General features: G+C 64.3%; 16 protein-coding genes. 11 read left to right on the forward strand and 5 right to left on the reverse strand.

Annotated elements, in window-relative coordinates; translation table 11 throughout:
- Window positions 1-27 precede the first annotated feature (27 nt).
- Entirely contained in the window at window positions 28-1,005 is a 978-nt protein-coding gene (locus tag JQ567_RS24615; RefSeq protein ID WP_212441195.1) for a Ku protein, read from the reverse strand.
- Window positions 1,006-1,274: 269 nt separating this feature from the next.
- Here JQ567_RS24615 and JQ567_RS24620 point away from each other — a divergent pair, with 269 nt between their 5' ends.
- The 5 genes from JQ567_RS24620 to JQ567_RS24640 all read left to right on the forward strand — a co-directional run bounded on the left by JQ567_RS24620 (window position 1,275) and on the right by JQ567_RS24640 (window position 6,120).
- On the forward strand, window positions 1,275-1,427 hold the full coding sequence (locus tag JQ567_RS24620; RefSeq protein WP_192734298.1) for a hypothetical protein: 153 nt from the start codon (window positions 1,275-1,277) through the stop codon (window positions 1,425-1,427).
- 102 nt (window positions 1,428-1,529) lie between these two features.
- Window positions 1,530-2,210, forward strand: coding sequence for a metallophosphoesterase (locus JQ567_RS24625; RefSeq protein WP_249165683.1), 681 nt, complete (start codon window positions 1,530-1,532; stop codon window positions 2,208-2,210).
- Window positions 2,211-2,395: 185 nt separating this feature from the next.
- Window positions 2,396-3,067: a response regulator transcription factor gene (locus JQ567_RS24630; protein WP_192734300.1), complete on the forward strand. Its 672-nt coding sequence runs from the start codon at window positions 2,396-2,398 to the stop codon at window positions 3,065-3,067.
- Between the two features lie 104 nt (window positions 3,068-3,171).
- Window positions 3,172-4,548 carry a sensor histidine kinase gene (locus JQ567_RS24635; RefSeq protein WP_212441196.1) on the forward strand — a complete coding sequence of 459 codons (1,377 nt, stop codon included), beginning with the start codon at window positions 3,172-3,174 and terminating at the stop codon, window positions 4,546-4,548.
- A gap of 150 nt (window positions 4,549-4,698) precedes the next feature.
- Window positions 4,699-6,120 carry a hypothetical protein gene (locus JQ567_RS24640; RefSeq protein ID WP_212441197.1) on the forward strand — a complete coding sequence of 474 codons (1,422 nt, stop codon included), beginning with the start codon at window positions 4,699-4,701 and terminating at the stop codon, window positions 6,118-6,120.
- 21 nt (window positions 6,121-6,141) lie between these two features.
- On the opposite strand, the gene mntR is transcribed toward JQ567_RS24640, so the two are convergent.
- On the reverse strand, window positions 6,142-6,618 hold the full coding sequence (gene mntR, locus JQ567_RS24645) for a manganese-binding transcriptional regulator MntR (protein WP_312010846.1): 477 nt from the start codon (window positions 6,616-6,618) through the stop codon (window positions 6,142-6,144).
- Between the two features lie 495 nt (window positions 6,619-7,113).
- Here mntR and JQ567_RS24650 point away from each other — a divergent pair, with 495 nt between their 5' ends.
- Window positions 7,114-10,038, forward strand: coding sequence for a TonB-dependent receptor domain-containing protein (locus JQ567_RS24650; RefSeq protein WP_212441198.1), 2,925 nt, complete (start codon window positions 7,114-7,116; stop codon window positions 10,036-10,038).
- Window positions 10,039-10,346: 308 nt separating this feature from the next.
- Here the strand turns inward: JQ567_RS24650 and JQ567_RS24655 are convergent, their stop codons facing one another.
- Genes JQ567_RS24655 through exbB form a run of 3 tightly spaced genes read right to left on the reverse strand, consistent with a single transcriptional unit; the run spans window position 10,347 to window position 12,243 of the window.
- Window positions 10,347-11,093, reverse strand: a complete 747-nt coding sequence (locus JQ567_RS24655) for an energy transducer TonB (RefSeq protein WP_212441199.1) — start codon at window positions 11,091-11,093, stop codon at window positions 10,347-10,349.
- Window positions 11,090-11,515, reverse strand: coding sequence for a TonB system transport protein ExbD (gene exbD, locus JQ567_RS24660; RefSeq protein ID WP_212441200.1), 426 nt, complete (start codon window positions 11,513-11,515; stop codon window positions 11,090-11,092). The genes JQ567_RS24655 and exbD overlap by 4 nt, the downstream gene beginning before the upstream one ends.
- Before the next feature lie 5 nt (window positions 11,516-11,520).
- Complete coding sequence (gene exbB / locus JQ567_RS24665) at window positions 11,521-12,243, reverse strand: tonB-system energizer ExbB (RefSeq protein WP_312017461.1); 723 nt, start codon at window positions 12,241-12,243, stop codon at window positions 11,521-11,523.
- 613 nt (window positions 12,244-12,856) lie between these two features.
- Here exbB and ccmI point away from each other — a divergent pair.
- From ccmI to JQ567_RS24690, 5 genes are all read left to right on the forward strand, one after another.
- Window positions 12,857-13,960: a c-type cytochrome biogenesis protein CcmI gene (gene ccmI, locus JQ567_RS24670; RefSeq protein ID WP_212441202.1), complete on the forward strand. Its 1,104-nt coding sequence runs from the start codon at window positions 12,857-12,859 to the stop codon at window positions 13,958-13,960.
- 34 nt (window positions 13,961-13,994) lie between these two features.
- Entirely contained in the window at window positions 13,995-14,480 is a 486-nt protein-coding gene (ccmE, locus tag JQ567_RS24675; RefSeq protein ID WP_212441203.1) for a cytochrome c maturation protein CcmE, read from the forward strand.
- Complete coding sequence (locus tag JQ567_RS24680; protein WP_212441204.1) at window positions 14,477-16,459, forward strand: heme lyase CcmF/NrfE family subunit; 1,983 nt, start codon at window positions 14,477-14,479, stop codon at window positions 16,457-16,459. Before ccmE ends, JQ567_RS24680 begins: the two co-directional genes overlap by 4 nt.
- A gap of 4 nt (window positions 16,460-16,463) precedes the next feature.
- Window positions 16,464-16,964 carry a cytochrome c-type biogenesis protein gene (locus JQ567_RS24685; RefSeq protein WP_212441205.1) on the forward strand — a complete coding sequence of 167 codons (501 nt, stop codon included), beginning with the start codon at window positions 16,464-16,466 and terminating at the stop codon, window positions 16,962-16,964.
- 276 nt (window positions 16,965-17,240) lie between these two features.
- Window positions 17,241-18,257, forward strand: a complete 1,017-nt coding sequence (locus tag JQ567_RS24690; protein ID WP_249165684.1) for a PAS domain-containing protein — start codon at window positions 17,241-17,243, stop codon at window positions 18,255-18,257.
- Window positions 18,258-18,274: the final 17 nt, after the last annotated feature.

An 18,274-nucleotide genomic window follows, 5' to 3' on the forward strand; every position in this document is an offset into this window, starting at 1 on the left:
TGCGCTACCGGCCGAATGCCTGCGCGATCAACTGGCCTTCTTGGTGCGGGCGGACGTACGAACCGGCTTCTCGGCCTTCTTCGGCGGTTCCTTGACTGTCTCCTTGGCGGCGCGCTTGCCGCTGCCACTGATCGGCAGCAGCATTTCGCGCTGGCCGGCGGCTGCCTTGCGCGGCTTTTTGCCTTTGGCTTTGCCATTTTCCTTGGCTACAGCGGGGGCGGCCTGTTTCTCGTTGGCGAGGCTGCGTTTCAGTGCGTCCATCAGATTGATGACGTTGCCGCCGGATTTCGGCGCCGCCTTCGCTGTGGTCTTCAGGCCGTTGCGCTTCTGGTTGATCAGGTCGATCAGCGCCTGCTCGTAGCGATCCTCGAACTGCTCGGGTTCAAACGATCCGGATTTCTGCTCGACGATATGCTTGGCCAGATCCAGCATATCCTTGGTGATCTTCACGTCCTGGATGTCGTCGAAATATTCCTTCTCGCTGCGGACCTCATAGGGGTAGCGCAGCAGGGTCCCCATCAGGCCGTTGTCGAGCGGCTCCAGTGCGATGATGTGTTCACGGTTGGTCAGCACCACGCGGCCGATCGCGACCTTGTCCATGCTGCGGATGGTTTCGCGGATCACCGCAAACGCGTCGTGGCCGACCTTGCCGTCCGGCACGAGATAATAGGGACGGATCACGTAGCGGCTGTCGATATCTGTTCGCGGTACGAACTCATCAATCTCGATGGTGCGGGTCGATTCCAGCGCGAGATCGTCAAGCTCGTCCTTCGACACCTCGATATAGGTGTCGGTGTCGATCTTGTAGCCCTTCATGATGTCTTCGTTGGCGACTTCCTCGCCGGTGTCGGCATCGACCTTGGCATATTTGATGCGATGGCCGGTCTTGCGGTTGATCTGGTTGAACGAGACCTTCTCGGTATCCGAGGTCGCCGGATACAGGGCGACCGGGCAGGTCACGAGGGAAAGGCGCAAAAAGCCCTTCCAGTTGGCACGGGGGGCCATGGGAAACTCCGAACAGACGCAACAGACGACCGTGAAGAATACCATCGGCAGACCCGGTTTCAAACACGGCCGGGAAGGGAATCTGCCAACGGCGTTAACCGAGACCGCGCGATATGTTCCGCCGTTCGGCTGCGACCTTTTGGACGACCTGACCGCAAAAATGCCGGGTGCAAGGCCCCGGAACATGATCTGCCATCATGCGTTGCTTTTGACAGGTGGTGTCGAAGCAATAGCTGGCATTACAGGCACTTACGCAAATGAGGTCCCCCATGGCAACGCGTCGACATGGCCAGATTATCGAAACCCCGACCGAGGCACGTCAGGCCGAACCCGGCCCGTCGGTGCTGGCCCTCCTGACCGTCTCGACTGGACTGGCGATCCTGATCCTGGGCGTGGTCTGGTTCGTGTTCTTCCGGACGTAAGGGACGGCGCAAATGAGGGCCGCCGGCGGCTCGGCCGGACGATGCACGCCGGTTGCCGGTGGCGTGCGGTTGGAATAGCACCGTGGCGTCCCAGAGCCGGAAATGCGCACGCGGATGAGCTTCACCTACGTCATTCCGGATATTCACGGCCGTGATGATCTGCTGAGCCGCGCGCTGTTGGATATCGACGCACATGCGTCCGGCAAAGCCGGCGTCATCGTCACCATCGGCGACTACGTCAACAAGGGCCCGCAGAGCAGGCAGGTAATCGAGCGGCTGCTGCCAGGTGTTGGCGGCGGCTGGCGGTTTGTTGCGCTGAAGGGCAATCACGACGCGATGATGGTCGAAGGGCTGCGCGATCCGGCGAAGCAGGCCTTTTGGCTGGAGCGGGGCGGCGACACGGCGCTGGCGTCCTATGGCGGCGATCCCGCCGCGGTGCCGCAGGCCCATATCGCGTGGCTCGATCAATTGCGGCTGCTGTATGTCGATGCGCATCGCCTCTATGTGCACGCGGGCGTCGAGGCTGGGACGCCGCTGGAGAAGCAGAGCGAAAAAACCCTGTTATGGAAACGCTACCCGAAGGACGATTCGAGCGGTTTCGGCGAACTCCACGTCGTACACGGCCACGACAATGATCCCGAAGGTCCACTGTTGTACGAGGGCCGCACCAATCTCGACACCGCCGCCTGGAAAACCGGGCGGCTGACGGTTGGGGTGTTCGACGATGGCCGGCCGGGCGGCCCTGTCGATTTGATCGTGGTCCGCGGGGCAGACGGTCGTTAGCCGCGCTTTTGGGCGCTTTGGGCGGCCGATCGGCATGCCAGGCGTTGCCTGCGACTGAGGGCCGCGCCGTTGCGGGCCGCCATGAAGAAAAAGTAACCTAGCGCGGAGTAACCGTTCATTGGCCGTTCACGCCCGTGAGCCTCATCTTGTGGCAGGTTTCGTGAAGCACACCATTGGAGGCCAGCGTGCGCCTGCTTGTCGTCGAAGATGACCCCGATCTCAACCGTCAACTGACGACGGCGCTGACGGATGCCGGTTATGTGGTCGATCGCGCGTTCGACGGCGAAGAGGGGCACTACCTCGGTGACAGTGAACCCTATGACGCCGTCGTTCTCGACATCGGCCTGCCGAAGATGGACGGCATCTCGGTGCTGGAGTCCTGGCGCCGCAACGGACGGGCGATGCCGGTGCTGATCCTCACCGCCCGCGACCGCTGGAGCGACAAGGTGCAGGGCTTCGACGCCGGCGCCGACGACTATGTCGCAAAGCCCTTTCACCTCGAAGAAGTCCTGGCGCGGATCCGCGCGCTGCTCCGCCGTTCGACCGGTCACGCCCAGTCGGAACTGACCTGCGGCCCGGTTTCGCTGGACACCCGCACCGGCCGGGTCAGCGTATCCGGCAATCCGATCAAGATGACGTCGCACGAATACCGTTTGCTCGCCTATCTCATGCATCATACCGGGCGCGTGGTGTCGCGCACCGAACTGGTCGAACATCTCTATGACCAGGATTTTGACCGCGATTCCAACACCATCGAAGTGTTCGTCGGCCGGATCCGCAAGAAGCTCGACGTCGATATCATCCAGACCGTGCGCGGGCTCGGCTATCTCCTGACGCCGCCGGCCCCCGGCGCATGACGACCGGCGCGTGATAAAGGTCTTGAAGAAGTAGCGCGCTTACTCTTTTGTCCGGGCATGATCAGTTCCGAAAGCCGGCCCCTCTTGTTCGGGATCGCGTCCTGATGCGCGGCTCCTCGCTCGCCACACGGTTGTTCCTGTCGGCGACCGCGTGGGTGGTGGTGATCCTCGTCATCACCGGGTTCGTGCTGTCGTCGGTCTATCGCGATGCCACCGAGCGCGCCTTCGACCGCCGCCTCAATCTTTATCTGCGTACCCTGATCGCCGAGGTCGCCACGCCGGACGAGCCGCCCGACCACCCGTTCCAGTCGCTTGGCGAGCCGTTGTTCGAGCTGCCGCTGTCGGGCTGGTACTGGCAGGTCGTGCGCACCGACGGCGACAAGCCCGAAGCGCGGGTGTCGCGTTCGCTGTGGGACAAGAAGCTGCCGAAACTCGAGGAGCACGGCGCCGAACTGACCGCGGCCGGCATCCGTCTCGGCTATGTCGACGGCCCCGAGGGGCAGACTTTGCGGATGGTGGAGCGGCCGGTCGACCTCGGCGCGGACGGCAAATTCCTGATCGGCGTCGCCGGCGATGCCGGCGAGATCTTCGACGAGACGCGCAGCTTCGACTATTACCTCGGCGGCACCTTCGCGGCGCTCGGCATCGTGCTGCTGCTGACCACGATCTTCCAGGTCCGCTTCGGGCTTGCGCCGCTCAAGCGCATTTCCGAATCGATCGCCGATATCCGCTCCGGCCGTGCCGAACGGCTGGAGGGCGAGTTTCCGGTCGAGATCGCGCCGCTGGCGCGCGAGACCAATGCGCTGATCGACGCCAACCGGGAAATCGTCGAGCGCGCCCGCACCCATGTCGGCAATCTCGCCCACGCCATCAAGACGCCGTTATCGGTCATCGTCAACGAGGCCGCCGCGCACCCCGTCGATGCCTTTGCCAGCAAGGTGCTGGAGCAGGCCGACGTGATGCGCGATCAGGTGGCGCATCATCTGGAGCGCGCGCGCATCGCCGCGCGCGTCACGGTGGTCGGCACCGTCACCGAGGTCGCGCCCGCGATCGAGGCGTTGCGGCGGACCATGGAAAAGATCCATCGCGATCGCGCCATCGCGATCAATCTGAAAGCCGATCCTCGCGCGAAATTTCGCGGCGAACGCCAGGACCTCGAGGAGATGGCCGGCAACCTGGTCGACAACGCCTGCAAATGGGCTGCCGCACAGGTCCTGATCGAGGTGCTGGTCGAGCCGGCGGCGGAGCCTAGCGCTGGGCCGCGGCTGCGGATCATCGTCGATGATGACGGCCGCGGGCTGTCGGCCGACGAGCGCGCGCAGGTCTCGCGGCGCGGACAGCGGCTGGACGAATCCAAGCCGGGCTCTGGCCTCGGGCTCTCGATCGTGGTCGATCTCGCCGCCCTCTATGGCGGCAGCCTTGCGCTCGGCGATGCCCCGATCGGCGGGTTGCGGGCCGAGCTGGTGCTGCCGGGGGTTTGAGCGCGGAAAGCGATTGAATCCGGTCGGGGGACCGGCCATGCCGCCCTTGATTTCATCATTCCTAAACGACTTCTTAACGCGCGCACTTTTATGATGGCGGTTGGACGCACTTTGCCGTCCGGACGACACACGCATATCCACACCGGGCGCATGAGCCAGACATCGACCGAGCGGCTGAGGGACTATCTCGCCCAGCTCCCGCCTCAGGCGCAGGCGCTGCTGATGCGCTCGTTCGAGCGCGCGATCGAGCGCGGCGAGGAAGTTGCGGTCGCCACCCTCGTGCTCGAGCAATTGCGCAAGGTGGTGCGCGGAACCGAGGAAGACGAAGAAATACGGCCGCGGACCGACGATCCGGCGCGCCTGCTGTTTCGTCCCATCGAGCCGTTTCTGGTCGAAAGCAATTTTCCGATGCGGCAGGGCCAGATCCGCCGCACCTCGCTGCTGCCGGTCTGGCAATGGCTGGCCCGGGACGGCGCGCCGGAGCAGGCGCGGGCCTTCGAAGCCGCGCTGGCCGAGATCAGGCAGAGCGGTTCGACCGCGGGACTGGAATCCGAGGCACGCAAATTCCAGCTCGCCGCCGCGGAAGCGATCGCCAAGGTCGCGGCGCCGGTGCAGGGCGACGATCGGCAGCGTTCGCTCGCCCGTATCGGCCCGCCCAACGTCGTCGAGGACTTCCTGTCGATCGGGTCGGTTTTGCGCGCCCGCGAGGCGATGGACACGCTGGGCAGCCGCCTTCCCAGCCAATTGCGGGCGTTGTCCGAATCCCAGATCGCGTCGGTGACCTCGGCGCTCAATGTTCCCTCGCTGCAGACGCCGCAACTGCTGCCGTTCGCGCTGTCGCTGATCATGCAGCGGCTGGCGGCGCCGTGGCAGATCATCCGCCTCGCGATCAAGATGGCGGCTTCCGACGATGAAATTCGTGTCGCCGCGACGCCGTACGGCATCGCCGTCACGCTCGCACTGCACGATCTGTCCTTTCTCGCGGCCTGCCTGCGCACCGACATCAGGCGCGGCCAGTTCGACAATGTCAGCGAACAGCTGAAGACGCTGCATGACGGCGTGCGCGGCCTGCGCACCGAACTCGACCTGCGCAACGATTCCACGTGGGGCAAGCAGCTGACCTCGATCCGCGCCGACATTTCCAATTCGCTGCAGTCGGAAATCGACAGCGTGCCCGGCCGGGTCCGGCGCATCCTGCGCCAGCGCGCCGACAAGGACATTTCGTCGGCTCCCAAAATCGACGCCACGGACGTCGAGGAAACCGCGGCCCTGATCGATTTCGTCGCGGTTTGCCGCACCTATGCCAGCGAGCTTGCGATCAACGAGGTCACGTTGCGGACCTATTCCGACCTGCAGCATTATGTCGAGCACTCGACCGAGGCGCTGGTGCAGGCGCTGCGCGGCGGCGACACCAAGGCGCGCGCCTACCGGCAAATGCAGGCCAAGGCGGCGATCCGCTTCTGCGAAGTCCTGTTCGGACATGATTATGCGTCGCTGATGAGCAGGGCGGCCGAAAACGCCGTCACGGGCGAGCGCAAATCCGCCGAGCGCAAGTCCACCCGCAACGGATAGGACGGCCGGGCCGGCGCGCCCTCACACCTTGCGTCGATCCTTGTTGGCGCGCAGGAATTCGGCGAAAGCCTTCAGCGTCACATCCGACACGTGATGCTCGATGCCCTCGGCATCGCCCTCTGCCGCTTCCTGCGGGACGCCCAGCGCCAGCAAGACATCCACCACAAGCCGGTGGCGCGCGCGGACACGCTTGGCGAGGGTCTCGCCTTTCTCGGTCAGGAACACCCCGCGATAGGGCCGCGCGGTCACGAGATCTTCCCGCTTCAACCGCGCGATGGTGTCGATGGCCGTCGGGTGCGACACACCCAGCCGGCGCGCGATATCGGTCGGGCGCGCCTCGCCGGTCGTTCCGAGCAGATCGGAGATCAGTTCGACATAATCTTCCAGAACCGCGGTCGAGCGCGCCGACCGCGCTTTTCCAAAGCGGCGCGCCTGCGTTTGCTCCGTCGGGAGCGGCTGCATCGATTTGGCCCGGTCTGTCGAGGGCTTGCGCAACACGGCACCTTTCCAGGCGAATCCATCGAGGGGAGGCAGACCATGGCGCGCTGCCGACCACATTGCAAGTTGGCGGCATGTCGCGAATCCGCAACAGGCCAGCGCGCGCTTGCGACGACCGGCCGCGGCGTCTTGACAGTTAACGGGGCAACATTAACATGTAGCCTTACCTACGTTTTAAGGTCGCAGCTTATCCGGACCGGTTCCTGTAGCGCGATGAAGGTTGGGGACGAGATGCGCGCGACACGAATGGCCCTTCTGGGCACGTCTGCATTTGCAATGGTATGTTTGAGCCAGGCTGCGGCCCTCTCTCAGACGGCAGCGCCTGCGCCATCGGCGTCTCCGGCCGCACCTCAGGCGCCTGCCGAACCATCCGCGCCGGCAGCCCCGGCAACGGGGCAAGCCCCGGCGGATGCCGGTCAATCGCAGACGGCACCGCCGCAACCGGCAACCGCTGCCGGACCGCAAGACAAGCCCGCCGCCCCGGCGGAAATCGACATGCCGCAGGTGACGGTGGAGGGCCGCCAGCCCAAGCCGGCGCGGCGGGCAGGGCGCTCCGAGCCCGGCCGGCCTTCACGGGCCATCGCGGCACCGCTGCCTGGTCCCGCCCCGGCGGCCGCGCCTGCCTCGCCCTTAAATCCGCCCTTTGCGCCATTGTCGACGATTGGCAGCAATCAAATCCAGACCGGCAGCAGCAATGGAGGGTTTGGCAGCCTGTTCTCCAACATGCCCGGCGCGACTTCCGCGGGGCTGGCCACGGAATCGTCCCGCCCCGTTCTGCGTGGCTTGTCGGACGCCAAGGTCCGGATTCAGGAGAACGGCGTCGGTGCGGTCGACGTGTCGGATATCGCGCAGGACCACGCGGTACCGATCGATCCTCTCGCGATCCAGAAGGTCGACGTGGTTCGCGGACCGGGAGCGCTCCGGTTCGGCTCGCAGGCCGTCGGCGGCGTGGTCGACGTCAACAACAACCGGATTCCGACTGTCGCTCCAGTGGGTGGGGTGGCCGCGGAACTGAGATCGGGCGTGACGAGCGTCAACAAAGGATGGGAAAGCGGTCTGTTGCTGGATGCCGGCGGTCGCAACGCCGCCGTTCACGCCGACATCTACGGGCGATCTTCCAGCGATTACAGCATCCCGAGTTATCCCTATCTCGTTCCGCCAAATCCCGCGCCGGTCGGCAACGGACGACAACCGAATTCAGCCTCGCAAAGTGCGGGAGCGGCGGTCGGCGGTTCTTACCTGTTCGACGGCGGCTATGCAGGCATCGCCGTCTCCCGCTTCACCAGCGACTATTTTGTTCCGGGTATCGCGACCGCGGATGCGCGCCAGCACAACGATCTCGAGCAGACCAAGATTACCAGCAAGGGCGAGTATCGACCGGACGCGGCTGCGCTTGCGGCCGTCAGGTACTGGACCGGATATTCGGAGTACCGGCATGACGAGACGGTGCTCGCCGGTCCCGGTTACGAGGGGATCACGGCCACCTTCAAGAACACGCAGACCGAGGGCAAGATCGAGCTTGAATCTGCGGCGTTTGCCACGCCGATCGGTGCGCTGACCAGCATTGTCGGTGCGCAGGGCGCCTACCAGCAACTGGATACGGCAGGCCAGGCCATCCTGCTTCCCGCCCAGACCAGGACCGCGGCGGCGTATTTCCTCAATGAAGTACGGCACACGGACACGCTGCGCACGCAATTGGCGGGACGCATCGAGGGCGTCGATATCGCAGGTACGGCGTTCACCTTCCCGCCGAATTTTCTGCCGCCGCCGGACATCCCGGGCAGGGCCGCAGCCAGGCTCGACTTCATGCCGAAGAGCGTCAGTTTCGGCATCATCAAGGATCTTCCGTCCTATCTGGTCGCGAGCCTGACGCTGCAGCGGATCGAACGCGCGCCGCGCGCGCTTGAATTGTTCGCGCAAGGTCCTGACGGTTCGGAGAAGACCTTCAAGATCGGCAATTCGAACCTGGGAATCGAGACCGCGCAGACGGCGGAAATCGGCCTGAAGCGCACGGCCGGCGATTTCAGGTTCGCCGCCAATGCCTATTACACGTCGTACGACAAGTTCATCTTCTCGCGCGCCACCGGCATCCTTTGCCAGGAAACGTTTGCCACCTGCGGAGCTGGCACCGATTACATCCAGGTCAATTACGATCAGCGCGACGCGACGTTTCGCGGCGGCGAGCTGGCCTGGCAATGGGACGTCGCACCGCTCGCGAGCGGCACGTTCGGTGTGGATGGACAATTCGATGTCGTGCGCGCGACGTTCACCGACGGCAGCAATGTTCCGCGCATCCCGCCGATGCGGCTCGGCGGCGGCGCCTTTTGGCGGAGCGACAGCTGGTTTGCCCGCGTCGGCCTGCTGCACGCATTCGCGCAGAACGACGTTTCGCAGTTCGATACGACGACCGGCGGCTACGATCTGCTCAAGGTGCAGCTGGAGAACCGGCAGTTCTGGAAGGATTCGCCCTGGGGTGCGGTCGAGGTCGTGACCGGACTGGTCGGCGACAATCTGCTCAACGCCAACATCCGCAATGCCGTTCAATTCCACAAGGACGAGATCCTGCAGCCCGGCCGCGGTTTCAAGCTCTTCCTCAACGTCAAATACGGTGTCGATCGGCCGAGCGGAGCGCCGGGTTCGTCCTTCGGGATGGCGCGGGGGCAGGGCGGCAACATGTACTACAAATCGCCGCGGATGCTCGACGCGGCCTGGAACTGGGCCGGCATCTATGCCGGCGGCAATGTCGGGTATGTCGGCGGCAGGGCTGTTACCAGCGCGGTATTCAGTGAGGATGCAACCGGTCTGCCGCTTGATGGAGGCCGCCTGTTCTCCACGCGCGGCACCGCCAGTGTTGGCGGGCAGGCCGGGTACAACTGGATATCCGGCCGGCTAGTCGCCGGCATCGAAGGCGATTTCGAATATCGCAATCAGCGCGGACGCAATGCCATCACGTGTCCCGGCAATGTCTGCAACGCGGCGCTGGCTCCGCTCGACGCGCCGGTGACGGCAAGCCTGGATTACCGTCTGGGATGGGTTGCCTCGGTTCGCGGGCGCGTCGGAGCGCTCGTTACACCTGGCCTGCTTGCCTATGTCACCGCAGGCGTTCCGTTCGGCAAGATAACGACGTCGACGTCCGTCACAGGTTTCGACAATGCGGGTGCGGCAACGATTGCAGCCCTGAATACCGACACCTACCGTTTCGGCTGGGCCGTCGGCGGCGGTCTGGAGACCCGCCTCGCGGGTAACTGGACCGGCAAGCTCGAATATCTTCACATGGATTTCGGTTCGGTGCGTTCCACGCCAGCCACCACCGCCAACACAGCGGTCGCGTTCGACTCCAACACCAGGGTGACCAGTGATGGCGTCAGGGTCGGCGTGAACTACAAGTTCGGCGCCGGCGGTGTCATCGTTGCGGATTAATCCGGCACGATGGCGACGGCCCGGGGAATGGCGGTTGAAGGAGGCCGCCTCCCTGACGGCTCCTGTCATAAGACCTTCAAATGCGTCTGCTCATGTGTTGTTTGGCTGGCTATGGCCTCTGCCGTGGGGCAGGACAATTGATGTAGTCGGCGGGGCCGCCTGAATTTTAGAGCAAGGCAGGCGGCCCACTCAGCTTCACCGCCGCCTGGTTCCTGACGCCGCCGTCGCGGACGTCTGGTCTCTGCAACTCTGCAGCCCGTTCGGACGCGAGACAAGGCCGCCTGGTTAGGCGCTGCTTGCTGACCGCGCTATTTCACGGTGAAGCGGATCGGCAGCCTCACGACAACAGAATCGCCTGCAAAAGTTGCGGGCGGCGCCGGAAAAGGCTCCGCGCGCTTGAGCAGCGCAACCGCTTCCTCGTCGAGCGCGCTGGAGCCCGAACTTTCAATCACGCGCGCGTTGGCCACCATTCCCTTGCGATCGAGCGCAAACGACACGCGTGCCGTCCCTTGCCGCGGCCGCGCGGCTTCCGGATAGCGCTTGTTCTTTTCGATCAAGGCGAGGACTTTGGTCCGCCATGTCACCACCGCTTCCGAATCTTTCGCACTCGGCGCGCCCTGTGTCGGCGCCACCGCTACCGGCGCGATGCGCTCCGGGACCGCTGGTGCCGACGTGGTGGCGGCCGCGGCCTGCTGCTGCGGCGTCACCTCAGGCTGCGGTTTGGTCTGCAGCGCCACGGCCGCATCCGGATTGGGCGCGGGGGGCAGTTCAGGTGTTTCATCGGGTGGCGTCACCTCGGGCTTCGCCATGGGCTGCGCTTCCGACATCACCTGTTCCGGGCCGGGCGCGACATCGGATGGTGTGGTCGAAGGCGCTGCCGGCAACGGTGCCAGGTCGACCACGATCGCGCCGGAAGGCTCGGTCGCCGCGGTGTCGTCCGGATAGCGCCAGGTCGCGAGCGTGGCCGTTACACCGGCATAGACGCACAGCACCGCAACGCCGCTCAACATCCAGCGTTGCAGGTCGGAACGATCTTCGGCCGCAAGCTGCATCATGGCGACGAGGCTTGCTCCAGGCCGACCAGGGCGACTTTCAGATAGCCGGCGGCGCGCAGCATATTCATCACCTGCATCACCTCGCCATACGGGACGAGCTTGTCGGCGCGCAGGAAAATTCGGCTGTCCTTATGGCCGTTGGTGCTCGCATCGAGCACGCCGGGCAGCGCGGTGCGCCCCACGGTCTCGTTCCCGACGGACAAAGAGAGATCCGGTTTGACCGTCAGGTAGACCGGCTTGTCGGGCCGCGGCTGCGGCTCCGCGTTCGACGCCGGAAGATCGACCGCGATATCGACGGTTGCGAGCGGTGCGGCGACCATGAAAATGATGAGCAGCACGAGAATGACATCGATGAACGGTGTCACGTTGATCTCATGGACTTCCGCAAGATCGCCATTGCTCTGGTTAACGCTGACAGCCATCGCCGCTACTCCGCCGCTGCGAGATGTCGCCGGACGAGCATGGCGCCGCCGTCGAGGTCACGGCCAACCAGCCGGGTTATCTCCGACGACCCGTCCCCGAGCAGCGCGCGATACGAGCTGATCTGGCGCGCGAACAGATTGTAGATCATGACGGCGGGAATCGCCGCCACCAGCCCGAGCGCCGTCGCCAGCAGCGCCTCGGCGATCCCCGGCGCGACCACCGCGAGATTGGTGGTTTGCGACTTCGAGATCCCGATAAAGCTGTTCATGATTCCCCACACGGTTCCGAACAGTCCGACAAAGGGACCGGTCGATCCGATGGTTGCCAGCACGCCGGTGCCGAACCCGATCCGCCTGCTGGCCGCCGCCTCGATCTGCTGAAGCCGGGACGCAACCCTGGTCTTGATCCCTTCCTTGTCCATTCGATCGGTGCTCAATTTCAATTCCGCCATCGCGCCTTCGAGCAATTGGGCAACCGCCCCCTCGGGCACGTGCCGCACGGCGTCTTCAACGTTCCTTGCGTTGGCAAGTTCGCGCAAGGCGTTCTTCGCGTTACGGCGCGCCTTGATCAGTTCGATCGTCTTCGACAGCCATACCGTCCAGGTCACCACGGTCGCAAAAGCCAGACCGATCATCACAGCTTTGACGACGATGTCGGCCTGCATGAACATGCCCCAGGGGCTGAGATCGCGGGGCAGCAGCGCGGCCGCGATCGCGGTTCTGTCCACTCCATCTTGTGCCGACGCCGGAAGCGACACGAACAAGAACGAAAGAAGCGCGGCGCCGTGGCGAACCTTCGGGCCATCCAAAACTCCAACAAGGCCAAAAGGGAGGGCGTCGCGTCGAAGAGCTTTCCAGGATCGCATCGGTTTTGCCTTTAAGGGAATTAACGTATTCACCCCATTGTGTAGCATCGCCTACGTCTTGGTGCAAATGCTATAGCTTGCTGCCGCACCCTGCAGCGGCAGCATCGGGAACGTTTTGATCGCACTTGCCAGATTTTCCGTTCGCTTAGATCAAAAGGCAGGCACCTGCGTGTCTTGAGTGTATAATTCTAAGTAATCAATTTTCGATTGAATTGGTGCGGCGAATCCGTCGCTCGGGCTGGGTGGCGTGACTCACGCGTCCCCCTCCGGGTTTTGCAGGAGCTGCGCGAAGTTTCGTGCGGGTTCGCGCGTCGCGCCGGCTGACCCGGCGGCGCCCACGCGATCGAGCCTGCGATCGGACCGGTTTCCCCGGTTTTTCTGCCGCAATTGTCAATTGCCGGGCTTGCCGCCGGTGGTGTAAAGCGGCGCATCGGTGCCTGCGTCGTAGGCGCCGTTTCCGCCCGGGAACCGCTTGATGACGCTGTGGTTTGTGTTCGCGCTGATGACGGTCGCGGCGATCTTTGCCGTGCTCTGGCCGTTGAGTCGCGGTTCGGCGGCGCCGGCCGGTGGCAGCGAGGCTGCCGTCTACAGGGACCAGCTCACCGAGATCGACCGCGATGTCGCCGCCGGCCTGATTGGGCCCTCGGAAGCAGAAGCCGCGCGTGTCGAGATCAGCCGCCGCCTGCTGGCGGCCGCGGATGGCAGGGATGACCTGCCGGCGCAGGCGAACCTCAGGCTGCGCCGGTCCTCGACCGTCCTGGCGCTGGTGGGGCTGCCGGTTGCGGCGGTTGCTTTCTACCTTTCGTTGGGATCGCCGCAGCTCGGTGATTTCCCGCTCGCCAGCCGCAGCCGCGCTCCCGACGCCAACCAGCCGATCGACAATCTGATCGCGCAGGTCGAGGCGCATCTGGAAAAAAATCCGACTGACGGCCGCGGCTGGAGCGTGCTGGCCCCGGCATTGGTGCGGCTCGGCCGCTACGACGATGCGATCCGCGCGCTGCGCAATTCGATCACTTACAATGGCGACAGCGCCGAGCGCCGGTCCGATCTCGGCGAAGCCCTGACCGGTTCGGCGGGCGGGGTCGTGACCTCGCAGGCCAAGGCCGAATTCGAACGCGCGGCGGCGCTGAACGCCGACGAGCCCAAAGCCGGCTATTTCCTTGGGCTTGCTGCCGAGCAGGATGGTCGTCGCACCGACGCCGCCGCGATCTGGCGCGCGATGCTGGCCAAGGCGCCGGCCGATGCGCCGTGGCGGCCGCTGGTTCAGGCCGCATTGGTGCGGGTCGGCGGTCCGACGGCACCCACGCTGTCGAATGATGCGATGGCTGCGGCCAAGGACATGAACGAGGCCGACCGTGGCGCGATGATCCGCGGCATGGTCGACCGCCTTGCCACACGGCTGAAGCAGAACGGCGACGATGTTGAGGGATGGTTGCGGCTGGTGCGGGCCTATATGGTGATGGGCGAGCGCGACAAGGCGGTGAGCGCGCTAGGCGACGCACGTCAGGCGGTTGCCAACGATGCCGAACGCTTGCGCCAGCTCAATGAAGGCCTGAAGAATCTCGGGCTTGACGGATGATGGAACCCATCATGCAGGGAACCAAAGGATTATCATGACGCGCAAGCAGCGGCGTTTGACCATGATCGGCGGTTCGCTCGCGGTGCTCGCGGTGGCGGCGGCGCTGGTGCTGAACGCGATGCGCGATTCCATCGTGTTCTTTTCCACGCCTTCGATGGCGGCCGAGAAGCAGATTCCGGCCGGCAAGCGCTTTCGCCTCGGCGGCCTGGTGCAGCCGGGATCGCTGGTGCGCGGCGACAATCTGGCGGTGAATTTCAGCGTCGCCGACGGCGCCGCGAAGTTGCCCGTTGCCTATAAGGGAATCCTGCCCGACCTGTTCCGTGAGGGGCAGGGCGTCATCGCCGAGGGCGCGATCGACGCAACAGGCGTGTTCAGGGCCGACACCGTGCTCGCCAAGCATGACGAGACCTACATGCCCAAGGACGTCGCCGACGCGCTGAAGAAGCAGGGGCACTGGAAGGACGATTATGGCGCCAAGCCGAGCGCTTCGGCGGCGCCAATGCAGGGGGTGCCTAAGTGATCGCGGAAGCCGGACATTACGCGCTGGTGCTGGCGCTGGCGCTGTCGCTGATCCAGTCGACGGTGCCGATCGCCGGGGCGCGCTGGGGCGATGCCGCCTTGATGAATGTCGCGCGCTCCACGGCGCTGGCGCAATTGCTGTTCGTGGCGGTGTCGTTCACGGCGCTGGTGATGCTCCATGTCAGTTCCGATTTCTCCGTCGCCAACGTGTTCGAGAATTCGCACTCGACCAAACCGCTGCTCTACAAGATCACCGGCGTCTGGGGTAATCACGAAGGCTCGATGCTGCTGTGGGTGGCGATCCTTGCGCTGTTCGGCGGTCTCGTCGCGGCCTTCGGCAACAATCTGCCGCTGTCGCTGCGCGCCCATGTGCTGGCGGTGCAGGGCTGGATCGCGGCCGCGTTCTATCTGTTCATCCTGATGACCTCGAACCCGTTCCTGCGCATCGCCACGCCGCCGATCGAGGGCCGCGATCTCAATCCGGTGCTGCAGGACATCGGCCTCGCCGTGCATCCGCCGATGCTCTATCTCGGCTATGTCGGATTCTCGATTTCGTTCTCGTTTGCGGTCGCAGCCCTTCTAGAAGGGCGGATCGATGCGGCCTGGGCGCGCTGGGTGCGGCCCTGGACGCTGGTGGCGTGGATATTCCTGACGCTCGGCATCGCGATGGGCTCGTACTGGGCCTATTACGAACTCGGCTGGGGCGGCTGGTGGTTCTGGGACCCGGTCGAGAATGCCTCGCTGATGCCGTGGCTTGCGGGCACGGCGCTGCTGCATTCCGCTGTCGTGATGGAGAAGCGCAACGCGCTGAAGGTCTGGACCATACTGCTTTCGATCCTGACCTTCTCGCTGTCGCTGCTCGGCACCTTCCTGGTGCGCTCGGGCGTGCTGACGTCGGTGCATGCGTTCGCGACCGATCCGACGCGCGGTGTGTTCATCCTGCTGATCCTTTGTTTTTTCATCGGCGGCAGCCTGACGCTGTATGCCTGGCGCGCATCGACGCTGAAGCAGGGCGGGTTGTTCGCGCCGATCTCGCGCGAAGGCGCGCTGGTGCTCAACAATCTGTTCCTGACCACGGCTTGCGCGACGGTGTTCGTCGGAACGCTGTATCCGCTGGCGCTGGAAGTTCTGACCGGCGACAAGATTTCGGTCGGCGCGCCGTTCTTCAATCTGACCTTCGGGCCGCTGTTCGTGCCGCTGATGATGGCGATGTCGTTCGGGCCGCTGCTGGCGTGGAAGCGCGGCGATCTGCTCGGCGCGGCGCAGCGGCTGACGGCGGCGGGCATCGCCGCGCTGGTCGCGATTGCGGTGGCGTATGCATGGACCTATGGCGGCAGCACCTTTGCACCGCTCGCGATCGGGCTTGCGATCTTCGTCATCGCCGGTGCGATGTGCGATCTCGCCGAGCGTACGGCGTTGTTTCGCGCCCCCTTTGCGACCGCGATGCAGCGCGCGCGCGGCTTGCCACGGGCGACCTGGGGCACCGCGTTCGCGCATGCCGGCGTCGGCGTGGCCCTGATCGGGATCGTCTGCGAGACCACCTGGAACAGCGAATATATCGGTACCTTGAAGCCGAACGAGGTTGCCAGGGTTGCCGGTTACGAATTGAAGCTCGACGGCGTCACGCAGCGGCAGGGACCGAATTACCGCGAGATGATTGCGCAGTTCACCATCAGTCTCGACGGCGAGAAGCTCAGCGTGATGACGCCGTCGAAGCGTAATTTCACGACGCGGGGATCGTCGACCACCGAGGCCGCGCTGTTGACGCGCGGCGCCAGCCAACTCTATATCTCGCTCGGCGAGAGCACGAACGAAGGCGCGGTCGCGGTGCGCATTTATCACAAGCCGCTGGTGTTGCTGATTTGGTGGGGCCCGGTGCTGATGGCGTTTGGCGGCATGCTGTCGCTGTCGGACCGGCGCCTGCGCGTCGGCGCACCGAAGCCCGCGAAGGCTTCGCGTGCGTTGCAGGCCGCGGAGTGATCCATTGAAAGCGCTCCTGGCCTGCGCATTTGCCGCGTTTCTCTTGATCGGATGCCCGGCGGCCTACGCGGTGCAGCCCGACGAGATCATGGCGGACCCGGGCAAGGAAGCCCGCGCGCGCGATCTGTCGCGCGAGCTGCGCTGCATGGTGTGTCAGAACCAGTCGATCGACGATTCCGAAGCGCCGCTGGCGCGCGACTTGCGGCTGTTGGTGCGCGAGCGGATTGCGGCCGGCGACAGCAATACGCAGGTGATCGATTTCCTGGTGGCGCGCTACGGCGAATTCGTGCTGCTGCGGCCGCGGTTCAACCCGCATACGCTGGTGCTGTGGCTGTTGCCGCCGCTGGCGCTGCTGGGTGGCGGACTGGCGCTATGGATCTACAGCCGGCGCCGTTCGAAATTCCCGGGCAGGGAAGATCAAGGCTTGCTCAAGCTGACGGCCGAGGAAGAGGCCCGCCTGGAGCGACTGATCGCTGCGAATTCCTCACCGGACAAGCCGATTTAGTTGCGGCGAGAGGTGCGTCTGCTGGTCTGGTAAGGGTGCGACATGAGCCCGAATGCAGGTAGACCTCCGCAACCAATTCTGGGTGCCTTCTGTCCGATAGCCGACACATCAAACAAAATATTTTCGCGGTGGCCGGCCCGCGCCCAACTGCAAAGAAGTTCAACTGACCAAATTGCAATCCGACTATGTTCAATTGACGGTAGAGATATGGTGTCGAGGTTCGGATGATTGTGCTATCCTGATACTACTTCGAATAGTTGCAGAGGAATTTTAAGATTGAGCCAGTTCGAGGGCGACCTCGGGGCGACTGACACATTTCGGTTTCTTGAAGAGAAGCTTGGTGCGGGGCTCTGGCGCTATGACGTTTTAACGAGGCAGATGCTTTGGTCGCGCGGCTTCCATGAATTGCTGGGACTGAATCCCGGCGTGATTAGTCCGTCGCTTGAGGAATTCAATCAGAGAATTCATCCCGACGATCGCTCCTTGAGGCGTGACGTCGGCGACATGCTGCTCGACGGCCTGCCGCTCGAGCGTGACCTTCGTATCATCAGGCCGAACGGCCGACTGCGCTGGGTTCACGATCAGGCCGAGATGTTGCTCAACGAGGCCGGTGAGCCCGCCAGGATAATCGGCGTTACGCTCGACATTACCAAGCACTACGAAATGTTGCAGCCACTCCGGGCTGGCATCGAACGCCACGATGCGTTGATTAAGGCGGTAGAAGGTCTGGTGTGGACCGCGAGTTCCGACGGCCGCATCACCTCGCTGCCGAATTGGAAAGCAGCCGGGCAAGACGGGCCGCGGCTGGTTCACGGGAATGGCTGGGTCGACCTGTTGCATGAAGAAGAGCGCGATGCCGCGCTGAAAAGCTGGTCGGTCGCGGTCGAGACCGGGCGGCCTTACAAGGTTGAGCATCGTTTGCTGCAACCCGGCGGTTCTTACCGGTGGTTCAGGTGCAGCGCCGTGCCGATCCTGAATCCGGAGGGCGGCATTCAAGAGTGGATGGGCGTGTCCACCGATGTGCATGACCTGAAAGTGTTGGGTCTCTCCGCCCCGCCGTCCCGACTCACCGGCGCTCAAATGCGCGCAGCCCGGGGAATTCTGAACTGGTCCGTGAGGCGGCTTGCCGAGCAGGCGGGCGTGTCGCCCGGCGTGGTGCGGCGGCTTGAGGAATATGACGGCGCTTTGCCGGTGTCCGACGAATCGCTGGAAGTGTTCCGCAAAGCACTATCGGATGCGGGGGTGGAACTGCTGTTTCCGCAAGTCGGTAAGCCCGGCGTCCGGCCGCGATAATTGCAGGTTCGCATGTG

The organism is Bradyrhizobium sp. AUGA SZCCT0431 (assembly GCF_018131065.1).
GTDB lineage: Bacteria > Pseudomonadota > Alphaproteobacteria > Rhizobiales > Xanthobacteraceae > Bradyrhizobium.

What these genes read in the sequence shown, in the direction of transcription:
- JQ567_RS24635 (WP_212441196.1), top strand. Translation starts at nt 3,172, where the DNA reads ATGCGCGGCTCCTCGCTCGCCACACGGTTGTTCCTGTCGGCGACCGCG.
- JQ567_RS24655 (WP_212441199.1), bottom strand. Translation starts at nt 11,093, where the DNA reads ATGATGCAGCTTGCGGCCGAAGATCGTTCCGACCTGCAACGCTGGATG.
- JQ567_RS24625 (WP_249165683.1), top strand. Translation starts at nt 1,530, where the DNA reads ATGCGCACGCGGATGAGCTTCACCTACGTCATTCCGGATATTCACGGC.
- ccmE (WP_212441203.1), top strand. Translation starts at nt 13,995, where the DNA reads ATGACGCGCAAGCAGCGGCGTTTGACCATGATCGGCGGTTCGCTCGCG.
- JQ567_RS24650 (WP_212441198.1), top strand. Translation starts at nt 7,114, where the DNA reads ATGCCGCAGGTGACGGTGGAGGGCCGCCAGCCCAAGCCGGCGCGGCGG.
- JQ567_RS24615 (WP_212441195.1), bottom strand. Translation starts at nt 1,005, where the DNA reads ATGGCCCCCCGTGCCAACTGGAAGGGCTTTTTGCGCCTTTCCCTCGTG.
- JQ567_RS24620 (WP_192734298.1), top strand. Translation starts at nt 1,275, where the DNA reads ATGGCAACGCGTCGACATGGCCAGATTATCGAAACCCCGACCGAGGCA.
- exbD (WP_212441200.1), bottom strand. Translation starts at nt 11,515, where the DNA reads ATGGCTGTCAGCGTTAACCAGAGCAATGGCGATCTTGCGGAAGTCCAT.
- ccmI (WP_212441202.1), top strand. Translation starts at nt 12,857, where the DNA reads ATGACGCTGTGGTTTGTGTTCGCGCTGATGACGGTCGCGGCGATCTTT.
- JQ567_RS24640 (WP_212441197.1), top strand. Translation starts at nt 4,699, where the DNA reads ATGAGCCAGACATCGACCGAGCGGCTGAGGGACTATCTCGCCCAGCTC.